A 17,273-nucleotide genomic window follows, 5' to 3' on the forward strand; every position below is an offset into this window, starting at 1 on the left:
CGCCCAGGGGTGCCTCACGGCCACTGAGACACCCCCCACCACCAGCCCACGACTCGCGGCTGGCGCCCAGGGGTGCCTCACGGCCACTGAGACACCCCCGACCTCCCGGCTGGCGCCCGTAGAAGAGGTGGGTGGCTCGGGGCGTACACAAAAGGAGCGCAACCAGAAGGTTGCGCTCCTTTTCGCCTGGCCGAGGGCCGTCTCGCCCCCGGGCCGCGGCCGGTGTCATTCGCTGTCGGCGAGGATGGCGTACAGCTTGCGCTTCGTGTCGTTCAGGACCTCGAGCGCCTTGTCCCGCTGCTCCGGCGTGCCGGAGAAACCGACCTGCTTGAGCGCGCTGAAGATGCCTACCGCGGCGTCGCGGAAATCCTGCACCTGGTCCTTGGTGTCCTCGCCGAAGCGGTTCCACGGCGGGTTCTCCGCGGCGGTCTCGGCCTCGGGGCGGCCGTCCGCGGTGAGGCGGTAGCTCTTGCGGCCGCCGTCGGCGGTCGCCTCGATCAGGCCCTCGTCCTCCAGCAGCTGGAGGGTCGGGTAGATCGAGCCGGGGCTCGGGCGCCAGATGCCGTTGGTGCGGGCGTCCAGCTCCTGGATCATCTCGTAGCCGTGCATCGGGCGCTCCACCAGCAGCGCCAGGACGGCAGGCCGAACGTTGGGCCGGCCGCGGCCACCGCGACGGCCACCGCCGCCGCGCCCGCCGAACTCGCCCGGGCCGAAACCGCCGCCAGGGCCGCCGAAGCCACCGCCGGGGCCGCCAGGGCCGCCGAAGGGGAATCCGGGCGGGAAGCCGAACCCACGCATGCGATGTCCGCGATGTCCCTCATGTTGGAACCTCATGTCCTTCTCCGTTCTGTTGTCGATAGTTAGACGATATATCGGCAACGTGTCGGGCGCAAGGGTTTCTGAACTGATGGGGTTGCCGTGCGTGTCGGACGGCCCCGATCTGGCAATGTGGTAGCTGTGTTGACGGTGCCCATTCGCCAGCTCGGTGAGCCGGAGCGCGCGGCAGTCCAGCGGATCCTGGACGCCGACCCCTACGCGGGCGCGCAGATCGCCGAACGGGTCGCCGCCCACGGGCTGAACTGGTGGCGCTCGGACGGCCGGATCTACGGGTACGACCCCGGCCGCCGGGTCGAGTCGATCATCTGGTCCGGCGCGCACCTGGTCCCGGTGGGTGCCACGCCGCCGGCCGTCGCGGCGTTCGCCGACCTGCTCGGCTCCGAACCCCGGATCTGTTCGTCGATCATCGGGCGGGCCGAGGCGGTGCTCGACCTGTGGGACCGGCTGAGCGCGACCTGGGGTCCGGCCCGTGACGTGCGGCCGCATCAGCCGCTCCTGGTCACCGACCGGTCGCCGCTGGTGCCGGGTGATCCCGCGGTGCGCCTGGTCCGGCCGGGCGAGGTGGATCAGCTGTTCCCGGCCGCGGTGGCGATGTACACCGAGGAGGTCGGGGTGTCGCCGCTGCAGGACGACGGCGGGCGGGGCTACCGGCGGCGGATCTCCGAGCTGGTCAAGGGCAAGCGGGCGTACGCACGGTTCGTCGGCGACCAGGTGATCTTCAAGGCCGAGCTGGCGATCATCACGCGGCGGACCACGCAGGTGCAGGGCGTGTGGGTCCATCCGGAATACCGCGGGCGGGGCATCGCGACCGCGGCCATGACGGCGGTGGTGAACGACGCGCTGCGCCGGGTCGCTCCGACGGTGAGCCTCTACGTGAACGACTACAACACCGCGGCCCAGCGGGTCTACCAGCGCTGCGGCTTCGTCTCCGCGGGAGCGTTCGCGACAGTGCTCTTCTAAGTCCTCCAGCGGAGCGAGAAAGACGCCGCGAAAAGGAAGCAAGACGGGGCCAGACACCGCGAAACCAGAAGCACGGCCGAGACGACACCGCGAAGCAAGAGCAGAAGGCCCCGGGAATCCCGGGGCCTTCTCACAACAGAGCAAAAAGCCGACTCAGTGCACCGTGACAACCGGCCCCGGGAGCAGCTCGCGCAGCTCCTCCGGCAGCTCGGCGCCCATCTCGTCGGCGAGGCGCAGCGCCTCCTCGACCAGCGTCTCCACGATGATCCCCTCGGGCACGGTCTTGATGACCTTGCCCTTGACGAAGATCTGGCCCTTGCCGTTGCCGGACGCCACCCCGAGGTCGGCCTCCCGAGCCTCGCCCGGCCCGTTCACCACGCAGCCCATCACGGCCACCCGCAGCGGCACCGGGAACCCCTCGAGCGCTGCGGTGACCTGCTCGGCGAGGGTGTAGACGTCGACCTGGGCGCGGCCGCAGGACGGGCAGGAGACGATCTCCAGGCCGCGCTCGCGCAGGCCCAGCGACTCCAGGATCTGGTTGCCGACCTTGATCTCCTCGACCGGCGGGGCGGAGAGCGAGACCCGGATGGTGTCGCCGATGCCCTCGGCGAGCAGGGCACCGAACGCCACGGCCGACTTGATCGTGCCCTGGAACGACGGGCCGGCCTCGGTCACACCCAGGTGCAGCGGGTAGTCGCACTGCTCGGCGAGCTGCCGGTATGCCCGGATCATGACGACCGGGTCGTTGTGCTTGACCGAGATCTTGATGTCCCGGAAGCCGTGCTCCTCGAACAACGAGCACTCCCAGAGCGCCGACTCGACCAGCGCCTCGGCGGTGGCCTTGCCGTACTTCTCCAGCAGCCGCTTGTCCAGCGATCCGGCGTTGACGCCGATCCGGATCGGGATGCCGGCGTCGCCGGCCGCCTTCGCGATCTCCTTGACCTTGTCGTCGAACTGCCGGATGTTGCCCGGGTTGACCCGGACCGCCGCGCAGCCCGCGTCGATCGCGGCGAACACGTACTTCGGCTGGAAGTGGATGTCGGCGATCACCGGGATCTGTGACTTCCTGGCGATCGCGGGCAGCGCCTCGACGTCGTCCTGGGACGGCACCGCGACCCGGACGATCTGGCAGCCGGACGCGGTCAGCTCGGCGATCTGCTGCAGCGTCGCGTTGATGTCGGAGGTGAGCGTGGTGGTCATCGACTGGACGCTGACCGGGGCGCCGCCACCGACCAGGACGCCACCGACGTTGATCTGCCGGCTCTTCCGGCGCGGGGCCAGCGGCGGCGGGGGCAGGGCCGGCATTCCGAGACTGATCGCAGTCATCTCACTACTCACTTGAAGATCGTAATCGGGTTGATGATGTCGGCGGTCGCGGTCAACAGGGTGAACGCGCCGCCTATCAGGATGACCGCGTAGGTCAACGGCATCAGCTTGTAGTAGTCGACACGCCCGGGATCGGGACGGCGAAGTCGCTGGTAGAGCCAGGAGCGGACCTTCTCGTACCAGGCGATGGCGATGTGGCCACCGTCCAGCGGGAGCAGGGGCAGCAGGTTGAACAGGCCGATGAAGACGTTGAGCGAGATGAAGATCTGCCAGAAGATCTCCGGTACGCCCTTCTCGATCGCCTCGCCACCGAGCCGGCTCGCCCCGATCACACTGATCGGGGTGTCCGGGTCACGCTCGTCGCCGACGATCGAATTCCACAGGGCGGGGATCTTCTGCGGGATCCGGGCCATCGCCTTGAACGAGTTCTCGACGAGGTACCACCCGTACTCGCCGGACGCCTTGACGCCGCCGGCCGGGCTCGACTTGATCACGTACGGCTGGTCGGTGTCCCAGCTCAGGCCGGCGACCGAGACGGTGGAGGTCTTGCCCTTCGGGTCGTCGAGGGGCGCCCGCTCGTCGCTGATCAGCTTGACCGTGGTGGTGCGGGTCTGGCCGTCGCGCACGTACTCGAAAGGGGTGTCGCCGGGCTGGGACGCCCGGATCGTGGAGGTGAGCTCACCCCACGTGGAGACCGGGGTGGTGCCGACCTTGGTGATCCGGTCCAGGCTCTGCAGGCCGGCGGCGGCGGCCGGTGCCGGCACCGCGCCGTTCACGCCGGGCACGCAGTTCTGGCTCGCGGCGGTCTGTGTCGCCTTGTCCAGGGTGGTGAACACCGACTGCAGCTGGTAGCAGTCGCCGACCCCGATGATCGCCGGGGAGGCGGCCCGCTGCGCGTCGGTCTGCGGGATGTCGATGTTGGGCAGGCCGACCGAGATGGCCATCACCCACGCGCCGGCCAGGGCCAGCATGAAGTGGGTGATCGAGCCGGCGGACATCACGATCGTCCGCTTCCAGACCGGGAACCGCCACATCGCGCGGTGCTGGTCCTCCGGCGCCACGTCGTCGTCCTGCGGCGTCATCCCGACGATCTTGCAGAAGCCGCCGAGCGGGATGGCCTTGAGGCCGTACTCGGTCTCGCCGCGCTTGAACGAGAAGATCGTCGGCCCGAAGCCGACGAAATACTGGGTCACCTTCATGCCCAGGCGTTTGCCAGTGATCATGTGACCCAGCTCGTGCAGGCTCACCGAGATCAGGATGGTCAGCGCGAACGCCGCCGCACCAAGCCAGAACAGCATCAGGCTCCTTCAGCCACAGTCGCGATCGTCCGCTGCGCTTGGGCGCGCGCCCATGCCTCCGCGGCCAGCACGTCATCGACGGTACCCGGCTCCGCGAAATCCGGGGCCGCGCCGAGTACCCGCTCCAGGGTGTCGACGATGCCCAGAAAAGGTAGCCGACCGGCGACGAAAGCGGCCACACACTCTTCGTTCGCGGCGTTGAAGATCGCCGGACGGCAGCGCCCGGTCCGGCCGGCCTCCTTGGCCAGCTCGACCGCCGGGAACGCCTCGTTGTCCAGCGGGCGCAGCTCCCAGTTGTGCGCGAGGGTCCAGTCCACCCCGGCGGCCGCCGCCGGCACCCGGTCCGGCCAGGCCAGCGCGAGCGCGATCGGCAGCCGCATGTCCGGCGGGCTGGCCTGCGCCAGCGTCGACCCGTCGGTGAACTCGACGAGCGAGTGCAGCACCGACTGCGGGTGGACCATCACCTCGATGTCGTCGTACGACACCCCGAACAGCTCATGCGCCTCGATCACCTCGAGCGCCTTGTTCACCATCGTCGCCGAGTTGATCGTCACGACCGGGCCCATGTCCCAGGTCGGGTGCTTGAGCGCCTCCTCCGGGGTGACGTTCGTCAACTCCTGCCGCCGGCGGTCCCGGAACGCGCCCCCGCTGGCGGTCAGCACCAGCCGGCGCACCTCGTCGGCCCGTCCGCCGCGCAGGCACTGGGCCAGCGCGGAGTGCTCGGAGTCGACCGGGACGATCTGCCCTTCCTTGGCGATCCTCCGGACCAGCGGCCCGCCCGCGACGAGGGACTCCTTGTTGGCCAGGGCGAGGATCCGGCCGGACTCCAGCGCGGCCAGCGTCGGCGCCAGCCCGAGACTGCCGACCACCCCGTTGAGCACCACGTCACCGGGCCAGCGGGCCAGCTCGGTCATCGCGTCCGGACCGGCCACGATCTTGGGGAGTTTGAAGTCGCCGGACGACCAGCCACGCTTCTGCGCCTCGGCATAAAAAGCCAACTGCAGATCTTGTACGACCGAGGAGCGGGCGACCCCGACCACCTCGACGCCGAACTCCAGCGCCTGGGCGGCGAGCAGCCCGACGTTGCCGCCACCGGCACCGAGAGCGACCACCCGGAAGCGCTCCGGGTTGCGCCGCACGATGTCGAGGGCCTGGGTGCCGATGGATCCGGTGGAGCCGAGCAGGACGAGGTCTCGCATGCCGCCCATCTTCCTAGACGCCCGATCCACGGGTGAGCGCGGGACGCCGTCTGGGTACCAGGAGCGCGTGCCGATCAAGCTGTTCCGACTGTTGCGTGGGCGCGACCTCGCCCTGCACGCCGCCGCGGTGACCTTCTACAGCGGGATCGCGGTCGTCCCGGTCGCCCTGCTCGCCATCTGGCTGACCGGGCTGGTGGCCGGGGCCGACCGGGTCCGGCGGCTGACCGGCCGGACCATCGCGGCCCTGCCCGACCAGATCGGGGCGCCCCACGCGCTGTCCGTGCTGATCGAGGCGGGCCTGCACCTGACACCGCTGTTCGCGCTGGCCAGCCTGCTCCCGGCCACCCTGTACGGCGAGGGCCTGCGCCGGGCGTTCGTCTCGCTGCGCCGCCCCGGCGAGTCGCTGGTCGGCTGGCGCGGCCGGGTGCTCTGGCTGCCGCTGCTGGCCGCCGCGCCGGCGCTGCTGCTCTCGCTGTTCCTGGCCCTGCCCACCACCAGCGCCCTGTGGATCCGCGGCGGCTGGTGGTCGGTGCTGGGCGTGGTGCTGTCCTTCCTGGCCGCCTGGCTGGTGCTCACCCCGGTGGTGATCTGGGTGTTCCGCTACGTCGCGCCGGGCCGGCCGCCGTGGCTGCCGACCGTGCTGATCGGCTCGTTCACCGCCGCCAACCTGTCCGGCTTCCTGCACGGGTTCGTGCTGTTCTGCTCGCTGCCGCTGAACCTGGGCGCGCCGTTCGGCGGATTCGACATGATCGGCGGGGTGGTGGCGGTCGGCCTGTGGCTCTACCTGTTCCACACGATCGTCCTGGTCGGCTTCGCCGTGACGCACGCCGTCAAGCCGGACGCAACCGACGTTTCGCCCGACAGCAGGTGACCGGAACGCGAGGTAGCGTCGATCCACATGACCCCCCTTCCCGACCGCGCTGACGTGGTGATCATCGGAGCCGGTCACAACGGCCTGGTCTCCGCGATCATGCTGGCCCGCGCCGGGCTCGACGTCGTCGTGCTCGAGGCGGCCGGAGTGCTCGGCGGCGCGACCCGCACCGAGCACCCGTTCGCCGAGGTCCCCGGACTCGGCCAGTCCACCGGTTCGTACCTGCTCGGCCTGATGCCGCCGGAGCTGCTGCGCACGCTCGACGTCGACATCCCGATGCTGCGCCGCGATCCGCACTACTTCCTGCCGACGCCCGGCCCGGCCGGCTCGCCGTACCTGCTGTTCGGCCGGGACCGGCAGGCCACCCGGCAGCAGCTGGAGACGTTCTTCTCGGCCCGGGACGCGGCCGCCGACGAGGCCCTGGCCGTGGAGATCGGCGCGTTGCGCGCCGACCTGGCCCCGGCCTGGCTGGAGGAGCCGGCGTCGGTCGAGGCGATCGCCGACCGGCACATCCGCCCGCAGCTGCAGAGCACGTTCCTCGACCTGGTGCGCGGCTCGGTCACCGACTACCTGGCCCGGTTCGGCTTCAAGAGCGAGCTGCTGACCAGCATGTACGCGGTCACCGACGGCCTGTCCGGGCTGACCGCGGGCCCGGACGACCCGGGCACCGGGCACAACTTCCTGGTGCACAACATGTGCCGGCTGCCCGGCGCGGACGGCACCTGGCTGATCGCCGAGGGCGGGATGGGCACGGTCTCCCGGGTCTTCGCCGACGCGGCGCGGGCGGCCGGCGCGAAGCTGTTCACCGATGCCGAGGTGACCTCGGTGACGATCGACGGCGGCGCGGCCAGCGGGGTGGTGCTGGCCGACGGGCGGACGATCGGCGCCCGGGTGGTGCTCGGCAGCTGCGATCCGTACCGGCTGATGTCGCTGGTGCCGGACGGCACGCTACCCGCCGCGCTGACCTCGCGGATGGCCGCGGTGAAACGGCCCGGCAGCACCCTCAAGATCAACCTCGCGCTGCGGGACCTGCCCACGTTCAGCTGCCTGCCGGCCGGGGCACCGTCGCCGTTCGGGTCGACGATCCACCTGCTGCCCAGCGCCGGCGACTCGCCGATGGCCGCGCTGCGCGCCATGTGGGCCGACGTACAGGCCGGGAAGCTGCCCGACGAGCCGACCATCGAGTGGTATGTGCACACCACTGTCGACCCGTCGCTGCGGGACGCCGCGGGCCACCACTCGTCCGCGCTGTTCGTGCAGTCGGTGCCGTTCCAGCCGGCCGGCTCGTCCTGGGACGCGGAACTCCCGGCGTACGTGGACCGTCTGCTGGCGATCTGCGACCGCTACGCGCCGGGCACGTCCGACCTGGTCGCGGACGTGTTCGCGCTCACCCCGCCGGGCATCGAGGAGCACTTCGGGATCACCGGCGGGCACATCCACCACGTGGACAACACGGTCGCCTTCGACCAGCGGATGCCGTATTTCACCGGCGTCGACGGGCTCTACGCGGGCTCGGCCGGCACCCACCCGGCGGGCAGTGTGATCGGCGCCGCCGGCCACAACGTCGCGGTGCGCATCCTCAAAGACCTTTAAGACCCTTTTTGTGTACGACGGGGAGCCCCGATCCGGAGCTCCCCGCCGTACCAAAAAAGGTCTTAGGGGTTGTCGGTCTTGTTGGCGCGGATCTTGTGACCGACACCGGTCAGGCAGCGGCCGCTCGGCAGGTCGAACTTCCAGCCGTGCAGCTGGCAGGTCAGCACGTTGCCGTCGAGCACACCGAAGCGGGACAGGTCGGCCTTGAGGTGCGGGCATCGGCGCTGCACGGTCCAGTCGCCGAACTGGATGTCCTCGGCGTCGACCGACTTCTCGTGCTCGTCGTACCAGCCCTCCGCGTACTGCAGACGCTCCTCGGAGAGGCACTTGAAGAACGCGTAGACGAACTCGTTGTACTGACCGATCCGGGCCGCGGCGAAGCGGCAGGACAGGAACAGCGAGTTGACCCAGTCACCCTCGTCGATGAAGATCAGGTGCTCGATCAGCGCGCGCCCGGTCTTGAAGCGGTAGCGGACCTTCTCGTCGGCATACGCCCGGACCTGCTTGCCCGGGAAGTCCACGACGATCGACTCGACGACCTCGCCGTCCGGCCCGAACGAGTCGGTCAGGTCGAAGCGGACCGGGCCGCCGACCCCGTTCGCCATGTAGATCGACTCTTCGAGCAGCGGCTCGATCCGCTTCTTCATGGCGCCCAGCACGTCGATCTCCGGGTGCCGCCAGGACGCCTTCTCGGCGGCGATGACCGGCGCCTTGCGCTCCCGCATCTCCTCGAGGTGGGCGGCCTTGTTGGCGAAGAACTCGTCGACCGGCATCGGGTGCGTGGTGGTCTGCGTCGCGCCGCCGTCGGAGAGCGTCGTCACGCTGCCGGGCAGCTGCACGACGGCGTTGGTGCCGCCGACCTTCGCGTACTCGGTCAGGAACACCGACTGGTCCGGGAAGATGTTGCCCTCGTCACCGTGGATGTCGTTGAACTGCCACAGCGAGTCGTCGAGGAAACACGGCGGGCCGGCGATCGGGAAGACGAAGTCGGCCTTCAGGTCGTCGATGTAGCGCCAGGTGCGGTCGAACTGCCGCTCCCGCTTCTGCTTGCCGAACGCGGTCTTCGCGTTCTCCGGCAGCTCGTAGACCATCGGGTACCAGATCGCGCCGGAGAACTGCAGCAGGTGCGCGTGCACCCGGCCCAGCTCGTTGAAGCGGACCAGGTCGGTCGGACGGGCGTCGTTCTGGTTCAGCACCCGGATGCCGTCGTGCTCCACCCAGAGCGACGAGTCGCCGATCGGGCCGTCGGTCGGGCTGATCAGCGCCTGGATCATCACCTTGAGCCCGCCGTCGAGCTCGTGCACCTCGTCGGACTTCGTCCGGAAGAAGCTGGTGAAGCCCAGGTCGCGCAGCTCGTCCTCGAGCTGGCTGGTCGGGTACTCCGGCAGCAGGACGGTGGCCTTCTTGCTGATGAAGCGCTTCAGGTGCTCCGCGTCGAAGTGGTCCCGGTGCAGGTGGGAGACGTAGAGGTAGTCGACGTCACCGAGGGTCTCCCAGTCGAGCTGGGAGTTGTCCGGGAACGGGAACCAGGAGGCGAAGTACGCCGGGTTCACCCACGGATCGCACAGAATGCTGCCCGCGGCGGTGTCGATCCGCATGCTCGCATGACCGGTGCCGGTGATCCGCACTTTGTCGCTCCTTCGTTCGGCGCCGTTGTGACCGCCTCGAAAGTACAGCCGGGTTGCCGGGTTCCGCCCGGCGACCCCGTGACAGACTGAGTGCCGACGTACCGAGCATCGACGAGGAGGACCGACGTGTCCGCGGAAGAACACCACGAGGTCTACGCTCCGGACCAGCTGAAGCCGACGAACCGTCGTCGGGCCCAGCGTGGCGCGATCATCTCGGCCGTGGTCCTGCTGATGTTTTTCTGGGGCAACCAGTCCGGCAACACCGAGAAGGTGTGGCTCGTCGTGATCGCGGTCCTGCTCGTCGCCACCGTGATCGGCGACGTGGTGCTGCGCAAGGCCGGCCTGCGGCCCAACGACTGACCCGTTCTCCACAGCACGAAAAAGGGGCCCCGCTCAGCGGGACCCCTTTTTTGACACGTGTTACCGGTGGCGCAGCAGGATGTCCTTGACCTGGCGCAGCGCCGCGTCGACCTCGGCCTCGAAATACCCGTTCGGCACCAGGCCGAACTGCAGCATGTCCAGGTCGTTCTCGTTCACCGGCATCGGGCCACGCCCGGTCATCGCCTGCAGGATGCCCTCGAACAGCCGGTCGACCTGCATCGGGTCGTACCCGCTGCCGAACCGTCGCGGCTGGAACGTGCGACGCAACTGGTCCACCAGGTAGAGCTCGCCGCCCGGCTCGCCGATCGGCGGGCCCAGGTGCGACTGCTGCTGCGGCGGCGGGGGCTGCTGCTGGCCGTACCCGGCGGGCGGGCCGCTCATCGGAGCGCCCTGCGGCGGCCCGGGCGGCTGCATCGGGCCACCCATCGGGGGACCGGGCGGCATCTGCTGGCCGCCGTACCCCCGCGGGTCACGCTCGCGCTCCGGCATCCGGATCTCGGCGGTCATGTCGGTCCGGCCGTGCCGGCCCGGCTCGAAGCCGCCGAACGAGGTGGGCTCGTCGTACGCGCTCTGGTCGTACTGCGCGTTGCGCTGCGGCAACTGGGGCTGCTGCGGCTGCGGAGGCAGCTGCTGCTGCTGCTGACCGCCGTACGAGGTGGGCTCGTCGTACCGGCCGTACTGGTCGGGCGGGGGCATCTGGGGGCGCTGCGGCATCTGCGGCGGCATGCCCCGGTCGTCCCGGACCGGGGCGGGGATCCGCTCGGTCTGCGCCATACCGGGGTTGCTCATGCCGGGGTTGCCGAACTGCTGACCCTGACCGCCGAACTGCTGGCCCTGGCCCTGACCGGGGCCCGGACCGCCGAACTGCTGACCCTGGCCCGGACCGCCGAACTGCTGGCCCTGACCGGGACCGCCGCCCGGAACGCCCATGCCGGCGCCGGCCATCCCGTTGCGCGGCATGCCGCTGCCCGGGCCGCCGGAGAGCGCGGGCGGGCCGCTCGGCTGCCCGATCGGACCGGACCGGTCGAGGGAGCCACGGTCGATCGCACCGGACCGGTCGGCCGACAGGCCACCACGCATCGAGTCACGCATCGGGTCGACCGGACGGCCGCCCCGCTCCTCGAACTCGGCGAGCTGACGCTCGACCCGGTCGAGGTGCAGGTCCACCTGCCACTCGTCGTAGCCGCCGAAGCGCACCCGGAAGACGACGTCGTGCACTTCCTGAGCGGCGACCGGCGGACCGGCCTGCTCGCCGGCCAGGGTCGCCTCGACCCGGTCCAGGAAGGCGTCGACCTCGTCGACCTTGTAGCCCCGGCGCAGCGCACGCCGCCGGAAACGCTGTCCCTGACTCGTCACAACGTCTCCCACTCCGCTCGCTGGGACCTACGCCCAGTCACTGTGCCACCTCCGCGTCGGCTGCGACGCCGTCTGCGCCTGCCTGCGTCAACTCCCCCGCGGCCAGCTGGCCGCAGGCGCCGTCGATCTCCCGGCCGCGGGTGTCGCGCACCGTTGTCTCCACACCGGCCGCGAGCAGCCGCCGGACGAACTCCCGCTCGACCGGCTTCGGGCTGGCATCCCACTTGCTGCCCGGGGTCGGGTTCAGCGGGATGAGGTTCACATGGGCCAGCTTGCCGTGCAGTAGGCGGCCAAGCAGGTCGGCACGCCAGGGCTGATCGTTTACGTCCCTGATCAGGGCGTATTCGATGGAGACCCGACGGCCGGTCTGCGCCGCGTAGTCGAACGCGGCATCGAGCACCTCGGCCACCTTCCAACGCTGGTTGACGGGCACAAGCTCATCGCGCAGATCATCATCGGGGGCGTGCAGTGACAACGCAAGAGTCACTGAGAGCTGTTCGGCGATCAACCGGCGCATTGCGGGCACCAAACCCACCGTGGACACCGTGATGTGCCGTTGTGAAAGTCCGAGACCCTCCGGAGCAGGGGTTGTCAGGCGGCGGACCGCCTCGATCACCCGGGGATAGTTGGCCAGCGGCTCACCCATCCCCATGAAGACCACCCGGGACAACCGGGGCGGTGAACCGGTGACCACACCGGAGGCGGCCACCCCGGCCAGATAGACGCACTGGTCGACGATCTCGGCCACCGAGAGGTTGCGGGTCAGGCCCTGCTGGCCGGTCGCGCAGAACGGGCAGGCCATCCCGCAGCCGGCCTGGCTGGAGACACAGGCCGTCACCCGGTTCGAATACCCCATCAGCACGCTCTCGACCAGAGCGCCGTCGTGCAGCTTCCACAGCGTCTTACGGGTCGCGCCGTCGTCGCAGTCCTGCTCCCGGATCGGGGTCAGCAGGGTGGGCAGCAGATCGGCGGTGATCCGGTCACGCGAGGCGGCGGGGAGATCCGTCATCGCCGAGGCGTCGCGGACGAACCTGCCGAAGTAGTGGGTGGAGAGCTGCTTGGCCCGGAACGTCGGCTCGCCCAGGGCGGCGACGGCCGCCTTGCGCGCGTCGAGGTCGAGATCCGCCAGGTGGCGCGGGGGCATGCTGGGACGGCGGCGAGTGATGACCGCGTCGGGCTTGTCGGGACTGATCGGGATGACCGGAAGAATCGTCATGGCGTATCCAGTCTCCCACGCTCGCTGAGTACGTCGCCCATAGCTAGTTCGGCGCGATGATCGCGAAGAGCAGGTAGGCCGTGGGGACCGCGAAGAGGATGGAGTCCAACCGGTCCATCAGCCCACCATGGCCGGGCAGCAGGTTGCTCATGTCCTTCACGCGGAGGTCCCGCTTCAGCATCGACTCGAACAGGTCGCCGAGAACCGCGACCACCGAGATCACCGCGCCGAACAGGAGGCCGTAGTAGACCGGCACCTCCATCAGGAAGAACAGCAACGCGCCGCTGCCGATCGCGGCCGCCGTGACCGAGCCGGCGAAGCCCTCCCAGGACTTCTTCGGGCTGATCTTCGGGGCCATCGGGGTCTTGCCGAAGAAGACGCCGGCCGCGTAACCACCGGTGTCCGAGAGCACCACGGCGACGACGGTGGCGAGCACCCGCCACTGCCCGTCGTCCTCCGGCCGGACCAGCATCGCGGCGAAGCTGAGCAGGAACGGCACGTAGACGGCGATCAGCGTGATCGCGGTGAAGTCGCGGCGCACCGCCTGCACACCGTCGGCGAGACGCCAGAGGGCCGCGGCGCCGATCGTGGCGACCAGGCCGAGGGTGAGCGCGTCGGTGCCCTCGTACCAGGCCAGGCCGGTCATCACCACGGTGCCGGCGATCAGCGGGACCAGCGGCGGGCGGGCGCCGGTCACGGTCAGCGCGCGGGCGGTCTCCCAGACCCCGACGGCTGCCGCCACGACCACCACGCCCAGCAGGGCCGGCGGCCAGACCAGCAGCGACGCCAGGACGACCAGGCCCAGGCTGAGCCCGACCGCGATGGCGGCGGGCAGGTTGCGCCCGGCCCGGCTCTTGCCCTGCTCACCCTGGCCACGGCCGGCACGACGCCGGCCCTTGACCCGTTTGCCGGCCGGCGGCTCGAGCGGGCCGTCCGGCGCGGTCATCGGAGCGGGCCGCTCGTCCACGTGCCGGACCGGGTCCGGGTAGGCCTGCGCGGCGGGACTGCGCCGGTGCTCGGCATACGGATCCTCCGGGGTGGCGGGGGTGCGATGGGCGTACGACGCCGGCACGCTGGTGTCGTCGCCGGAGGCCTGCCCGGCACGCGGATCGAGGTAGGACATCAGACTTCGAGCAGCTCGGCTTCCTTGTGCTTGAGAAGCTCGTCGATCACCGCGACGTACCGGTGGGTGACGTCGTCGAGCTCCTTCTCGCCGCGACGGCCGTCATCTTCCCCGGCCTCGCCGTCCTTGACCAGCTTGTCGATCTGATCCTTGGCCTTGCGGCGCACGTTGCGGATCGCGACCCGGCTCTCCTCGGACTTGCCGCGCGCCACCTTGATCATCTCGCGACGACGTTCCTCGGTCATCTGCGGGAGGTGGATGCGCAGCTGGGTGCCCTCGTTGTTCGGGTTGACCCCGAGGTCCGAGTCGCGGATGGCCCGCTCGATCGGGCCGAGCTGGGTACCGTCGTACGGCTTGACGATGACCATGCGCGGCTCCGGAACACCGACCGAGGCCATCTGGGTCACCGGGGTGGGCGCGCCGTAGTAGTCCACCATGATCTTCGAGAACATCGCCGGAGTCGCCCGGCCGGTACGGATGGCGGCGAACTCCTCCTTGGCGTGCTCGACCGCGCTTTCCATCTTCTCTTCGGCCTCGAAGAGGGTTTCCTCGATCACCGGCTCTTCTCGCCTCCTTGCTGGCTTCGGTGGTGCGGGATGTGGGGACGTCCGCGGGTCAGCGAGCTCACGCGGTGATCAGGGTGCCGATCTTCTCGCCGGCACACGCGCGCACGATGGTGTCGTCACCGTCGGCGCCGAACACCAGCATCGGGAGCTTGTTCTCCTCGCAGAGGCTGAACGCGGCCTGGTCGGCCACCCGCAGCCCGCGCTGGAGGATCTCCTGGAAGGTGATGTTGTCCAGCTTGCGCGCGTCCGGGTCGACCCGCGGGTCGGCGGTGTACACCCCGTCGACGCCGTTCTTGCTCATCAGCACCATGTCCGCGTGGATCTCCAGCGCACGCTGAGCGGTCACCGTGTCGGTGGAGAAGTACGGCATGCCGGCCCCGGCGCCGAAGATCACGACGCGGCCCTTCTCCAGGTGCCGGATCGCCCGGAGCGGGATGTACGGCTCGGCGACCTGTGCCATGTGAATGGCCGTCTGCACCCGGGTCTCGATGCCCTCCTTCTCCAGGAAGTCCTGGAGAGCGAGGCAGTTCATCACCGTCCCGAGCATGCCCATGTAATCCGCGCGGTTCCGGTCCATGCCACGCTTCTGCAGCTCGGCGCCCCGGAAGAAGTTGCCGCCACCGACGACCACGGCCACCTGGATACCCCGCTGGTTGACCGTGGCGATCTGCCTGGCCAGCGCGGACACCACGTCGGGGTCGACGCCGACGGCGCCGCCACCGAAAACCTCGCCGGACAGCTTCAGCACCACCCGGCGCGGCCGCATGGTCGGCGGGTTCGGATCGTCCACCGCGGCGGACTGTTCGGTCACCATCGTCATGAGACCCGCCTTCCCTTCACTTTCTGCAGGAGACCTTATGCGACCGGGAGGCCGGACGCTCAATCGCGTGACCGACCTCCCGTGCCATAACTTGTGGTGCCTTACTCCTGGCCGACCTCGTACCGGACGAACCGGGTGATCTCGATACCGGCCTCGGAGGCGATCTGCTTGACCGTCTTCTTGTTGTCGACGACCGAAGCCTGCTCGAGCAGGACGTAGTCCTTGAAGAAGGAGTTCACCCGGCCGTCAACGATCTTCGTGATGGCCTGCTCGGGCTTGCCCTCCTCGCGAGCGGTCTGCTCGGCGATCCGGCGCTCCGACTCGACGACCTCGGCGGGGACGTCCTCGCGGGTCAGGTACTTCGGCCGCATCGCGGCGGCCTGCATGCCGATGCCACGGGCGTCCGCGTCGGCAGCCTCGTCGTTCTTGCCCGAGTACTCGACCAGAACGCCGACCTGCGGCGGCAGGTCCTGCGCCTTGCGGTGCAGGTAGATCGCCACGGTGCCGTCGAGGATCGTGAAGCGGTTCACCACGATCTTCTCACCGATCTTGGCGGCGTACTCCTGAACGGTGTCGGCGACGGTCTTGCCGTCCTCCAGCGTCGCAGCGAGCAGCGCGGCGGCGTCGGCGATCTTGTTGGCCGCGCCGAACTCGACGAAGCGCTGACCCAGCGCGACGAAGTCCGGGGTCTTGGCGACGAAGTCGGTCTCACAGTTCAGCTCGAGCAGAGCCCCACCGGAGTGGCTGACGATGCCGTTGGCCGCGGTCCGACCGGCACGCTTACCGACGTCCTTGGCACCCTTGATGCGCAGGAACTCGACGGCCTTGTCGAAGTCGCCCTCGGACTCCTCGAGCGCCTTCTTGCAGTCCATCATGCCGGCACCGGTGAGTTCGCGGAGCTTCTTCACGTCCGCGGCGGTGTAGTTAGCCATGACTCTTCTCTCGATGTCAGTCGGGATTCGGCCGCCGTCACCGGCAAGTGACGGCGGCCGGAAGCACGTCGGTTGACTTACTCGGCGGGGACGGCGGCCGGAGCAGCGGCGACCGGCTCAGCGGCCGGCTCGGCAGCAGCGGGCTCGGCGGCAACCGGCTCAGCAGCGGCGACGGCGGCGACAGCAGCGGCCGGCTCAGCGGCGGCGGGCTCGTCGGCCTTCTTCTCGGCACCCTCGTAGAGGTCCCGCTCCCACTCGGGCAGCGGCTCTCCGGCGGCGACGGCGCCGGCCTCGGGCTTGGCGTCCGCGTCACCGCGGTTGCGGCCGGAGCGCTGGATCAGACCGTCGGCGACCGCGGTCGCGATGACCCGGGTCAGCAGCTCGGCCGAGCGGATCGCGTCGTCGTTGCCCGGGATCGGGAAGTCGACCTCGTCCGGGTCACAGTTGGTGTCCAGCACCGCGATGACCGGGATGCCCAGCTTGCGGGCCTCGTCGACGGCGATGTGCTCCTTCTTGGTGTCCACGACCCAGATCGCCGACGGCGTCTTGGTCATGTCACGGAGGCCACCGAGCGTCTTGGTGAGCTTGGTCTTCTCGCGGAAGAGCTGGAGGGTCTCCTTCTTGGTGTAACCCGCGGCAGTGCCGGTCAGGTCACCCAGAGCCTCAAGCTCCTTCATGCGCTGCAGACGCTTGTACACCGTCTGGAAGTTGGTCAGCATGCCGCCGAGCCAGCGGTGGTTCACGTACGGCTGGCCGACCCGCGTCGCCTGCTCGGCGATGGCCTCCTGAGCCTGCTTCTTGGTGCCGACGAAGAGGATGTGACCACCCTCGGCGACGGTGCCCCGCACGAAGGCGTACGCCTTCTCGATGTACTCGAGAGTCTGGCGCAGGTCGATGATGTAGATACCGTTGCGCTCGGTGAAGATGAAGCGCTTCATCTTCGGGTTCCAGCGGCGGGTCTGGTGCCCGAAGTGGACACCGCTCTCCAGCAGCTGACGCATGGTCACTACGGCCATGGTGGTGCTCCCTGATCTACCCTGGTTGTCACGCCCACCGGCGATGGGCGTCCTGGCGCCCGGTCAGCAGCCACAGTCGGACCCGAAAGATCTTCAGGACCAGGGAGGGCCGTCGCCGTCGGTCTTCGCTGAAGAAACAGCATGCAGACCT

General features: G+C 69.6%; 16 protein-coding genes. 4 read left to right on the forward strand and 12 right to left on the reverse strand.

Annotation, left to right across the window (positions count from 1 at the left end; all coding sequences use genetic code 11):
* Window positions 1-225: 225 nt before the first annotated feature.
* Entirely contained in the window at window positions 226-834 is a 609-nt protein-coding gene (locus tag ADL15_RS31135) for a PadR family transcriptional regulator (RefSeq protein WP_067698626.1), read from the reverse strand.
* A gap of 123 nt (window positions 835-957) precedes the next feature.
* On the opposite strand from ADL15_RS31135, the gene ADL15_RS31140 reads away from it, so the two are divergent.
* Window positions 958-1,797, forward strand: a complete 840-nt coding sequence (locus ADL15_RS31140; RefSeq protein ID WP_067698628.1) for a GNAT family N-acetyltransferase — start codon at window positions 958-960, stop codon at window positions 1,795-1,797.
* A gap of 153 nt (window positions 1,798-1,950) precedes the next feature.
* Here ADL15_RS31140 and ispG read toward each other — a convergent pair whose 3' ends face one another.
* Genes ispG through dxr form a run of 3 tightly spaced genes read right to left on the reverse strand, consistent with a single transcriptional unit; the run spans window position 1,951 to window position 5,629 of the window.
* Window positions 1,951-3,123 carry a flavodoxin-dependent (E)-4-hydroxy-3-methylbut-2-enyl-diphosphate synthase gene (gene ispG, locus ADL15_RS31145; protein WP_067698630.1) on the reverse strand — a complete coding sequence of 391 codons (1,173 nt, stop codon included), beginning with the start codon at window positions 3,121-3,123 and terminating at the stop codon, window positions 1,951-1,953.
* Between the two features lie 8 nt (window positions 3,124-3,131).
* Window positions 3,132-4,421: a M50 family metallopeptidase gene (locus ADL15_RS31150; protein WP_067698632.1), complete on the reverse strand. Its 1,290-nt coding sequence runs from the start codon at window positions 4,419-4,421 to the stop codon at window positions 3,132-3,134.
* Window positions 4,421-5,629, reverse strand: a complete 1,209-nt coding sequence (gene dxr / locus ADL15_RS31155; RefSeq protein ID WP_067698634.1) for a 1-deoxy-D-xylulose-5-phosphate reductoisomerase — start codon at window positions 5,627-5,629, stop codon at window positions 4,421-4,423. Before dxr ends, ADL15_RS31150 begins: the two co-directional genes overlap by 1 nt.
* On the opposite strand from dxr, the gene ADL15_RS31160 reads away from it, so the two are divergent.
* Both ADL15_RS31160 and ADL15_RS31165 read left to right on the forward strand, forming a co-directional pair.
* Window positions 5,619-6,491, forward strand: a complete 873-nt coding sequence (locus ADL15_RS31160) for a YhjD/YihY/BrkB family envelope integrity protein (RefSeq protein ID WP_067698742.1) — start codon at window positions 5,619-5,621, stop codon at window positions 6,489-6,491. The two genes, dxr and ADL15_RS31160, sit on opposite strands and share 11 nt — an antisense overlap.
* 27 nt (window positions 6,492-6,518) lie before the next feature.
* Entirely contained in the window at window positions 6,519-8,084 is a 1,566-nt protein-coding gene (locus tag ADL15_RS31165; RefSeq protein WP_067698636.1) for a phytoene desaturase family protein, read from the forward strand.
* A 62-nt stretch (window positions 8,085-8,146) separates the two neighbouring features.
* On the opposite strand, the gene ADL15_RS31170 is transcribed toward ADL15_RS31165, so the two are convergent.
* Window positions 8,147-9,712 (reverse strand): Rieske 2Fe-2S domain-containing protein, encoded by a 1,566-nt coding sequence (locus tag ADL15_RS31170; protein WP_067698638.1) that lies wholly within the window; start codon window positions 9,710-9,712, stop codon window positions 8,147-8,149.
* Between the two features lie 126 nt (window positions 9,713-9,838).
* Between ADL15_RS31170 and ADL15_RS31175 the strand changes: the two genes are divergently transcribed.
* Window positions 9,839-10,072, forward strand: a complete 234-nt coding sequence (locus ADL15_RS31175) for a DUF2631 domain-containing protein (protein ID WP_067698640.1) — start codon at window positions 9,839-9,841, stop codon at window positions 10,070-10,072.
* Between the two features lie 60 nt (window positions 10,073-10,132).
* On the opposite strand, the gene ADL15_RS31180 is transcribed toward ADL15_RS31175, so the two are convergent.
* The 7 genes from ADL15_RS31180 to rpsB form a co-directional block, all read right to left on the reverse strand.
* The gene (locus ADL15_RS31180; RefSeq protein WP_067698642.1) at window positions 10,133-11,449 is read right to left on the reverse strand and encodes a DivIVA domain-containing protein; all 1,317 of its coding nucleotides are present in this window, start codon (window positions 11,447-11,449) and stop codon (window positions 10,133-10,135) included.
* Between the two features lie 37 nt (window positions 11,450-11,486).
* Window positions 11,487-12,665: a 23S rRNA (adenine(2503)-C(2))-methyltransferase RlmN gene (gene rlmN, locus ADL15_RS31185; RefSeq protein ID WP_067698644.1), complete on the reverse strand. Its 1,179-nt coding sequence runs from the start codon at window positions 12,663-12,665 to the stop codon at window positions 11,487-11,489.
* Between the two features lie 43 nt (window positions 12,666-12,708).
* Window positions 12,709-13,788, reverse strand: a complete 1,080-nt coding sequence (locus ADL15_RS31190) for a phosphatidate cytidylyltransferase (RefSeq protein ID WP_067698646.1) — start codon at window positions 13,786-13,788, stop codon at window positions 12,709-12,711.
* On the reverse strand, window positions 13,788-14,345 hold the full coding sequence (gene frr / locus ADL15_RS31195) for a ribosome recycling factor (RefSeq protein WP_067698648.1): 558 nt from the start codon (window positions 14,343-14,345) through the stop codon (window positions 13,788-13,790). The genes ADL15_RS31190 and frr overlap by 1 nt, the downstream gene beginning before the upstream one ends.
* A 67-nt stretch (window positions 14,346-14,412) precedes the next feature.
* Window positions 14,413-15,120: a UMP kinase gene (pyrH, locus tag ADL15_RS31200; RefSeq protein WP_232344577.1), complete on the reverse strand. Its 708-nt coding sequence runs from the start codon at window positions 15,118-15,120 to the stop codon at window positions 14,413-14,415.
* Between the two features lie 155 nt (window positions 15,121-15,275).
* The gene (tsf, locus tag ADL15_RS31205; protein WP_067698653.1) at window positions 15,276-16,106 is read right to left on the reverse strand and encodes a translation elongation factor Ts; all 831 of its coding nucleotides are present in this window, start codon (window positions 16,104-16,106) and stop codon (window positions 15,276-15,278) included.
* 77 nt (window positions 16,107-16,183) lie between these two features.
* The gene (rpsB, locus tag ADL15_RS31210; RefSeq protein ID WP_067698655.1) at window positions 16,184-17,122 is read right to left on the reverse strand and encodes a 30S ribosomal protein S2; all 939 of its coding nucleotides are present in this window, start codon (window positions 17,120-17,122) and stop codon (window positions 16,184-16,186) included.
* Window positions 17,123-17,273: the final 151 nt, after the last annotated feature.

The organism is Actinoplanes awajinensis subsp. mycoplanecinus (assembly GCF_001509495.1).
Classification (GTDB): Bacteria; Actinomycetota; Actinomycetes; order Mycobacteriales; family Micromonosporaceae; genus Actinoplanes; species Actinoplanes palleronii.

Coding starts and splice junctions, on each gene's coding strand:
- rpsB (WP_067698655.1), bottom strand. CDS start 17,122: ATGGCCGTAGTGACCATGCGTCAGCTGCTGGAGAGCGGTGTCCACTTC.
- ispG (WP_067698630.1), bottom strand. CDS start 3,123: ATGACTGCGATCAGTCTCGGAATGCCGGCCCTGCCCCCGCCGCCGCTG.
- rlmN (WP_067698644.1), bottom strand. CDS start 12,665: ATGACGATTCTTCCGGTCATCCCGATCAGTCCCGACAAGCCCGACGCG.
- ADL15_RS31165 (WP_067698636.1), top strand. CDS start 6,519: ATGACCCCCCTTCCCGACCGCGCTGACGTGGTGATCATCGGAGCCGGT.
- pyrH (WP_232344577.1), bottom strand. CDS start 15,120: ATGCGGCCGCGCCGGGTGGTGCTGAAGCTGTCCGGCGAGGTTTTCGGT.
- ADL15_RS31190 (WP_067698646.1), bottom strand. CDS start 13,788: ATGTCCTACCTCGATCCGCGTGCCGGGCAGGCCTCCGGCGACGACACC.
- ADL15_RS31135 (WP_067698626.1), bottom strand. CDS start 834: ATGAGGTTCCAACATGAGGGACATCGCGGACATCGCATGCGTGGGTTC.
- ADL15_RS31150 (WP_067698632.1), bottom strand. CDS start 4,421: ATGCTGTTCTGGCTTGGTGCGGCGGCGTTCGCGCTGACCATCCTGATC.
- ADL15_RS31160 (WP_067698742.1), top strand. CDS start 5,619: ATGCCGCCCATCTTCCTAGACGCCCGATCCACGGGTGAGCGCGGGACG.
- tsf (WP_067698653.1), bottom strand. CDS start 16,106: ATGGCTAACTACACCGCCGCGGACGTGAAGAAGCTCCGCGAACTCACC.
- dxr (WP_067698634.1), bottom strand. CDS start 5,629: ATGGGCGGCATGCGAGACCTCGTCCTGCTCGGCTCCACCGGATCCATC.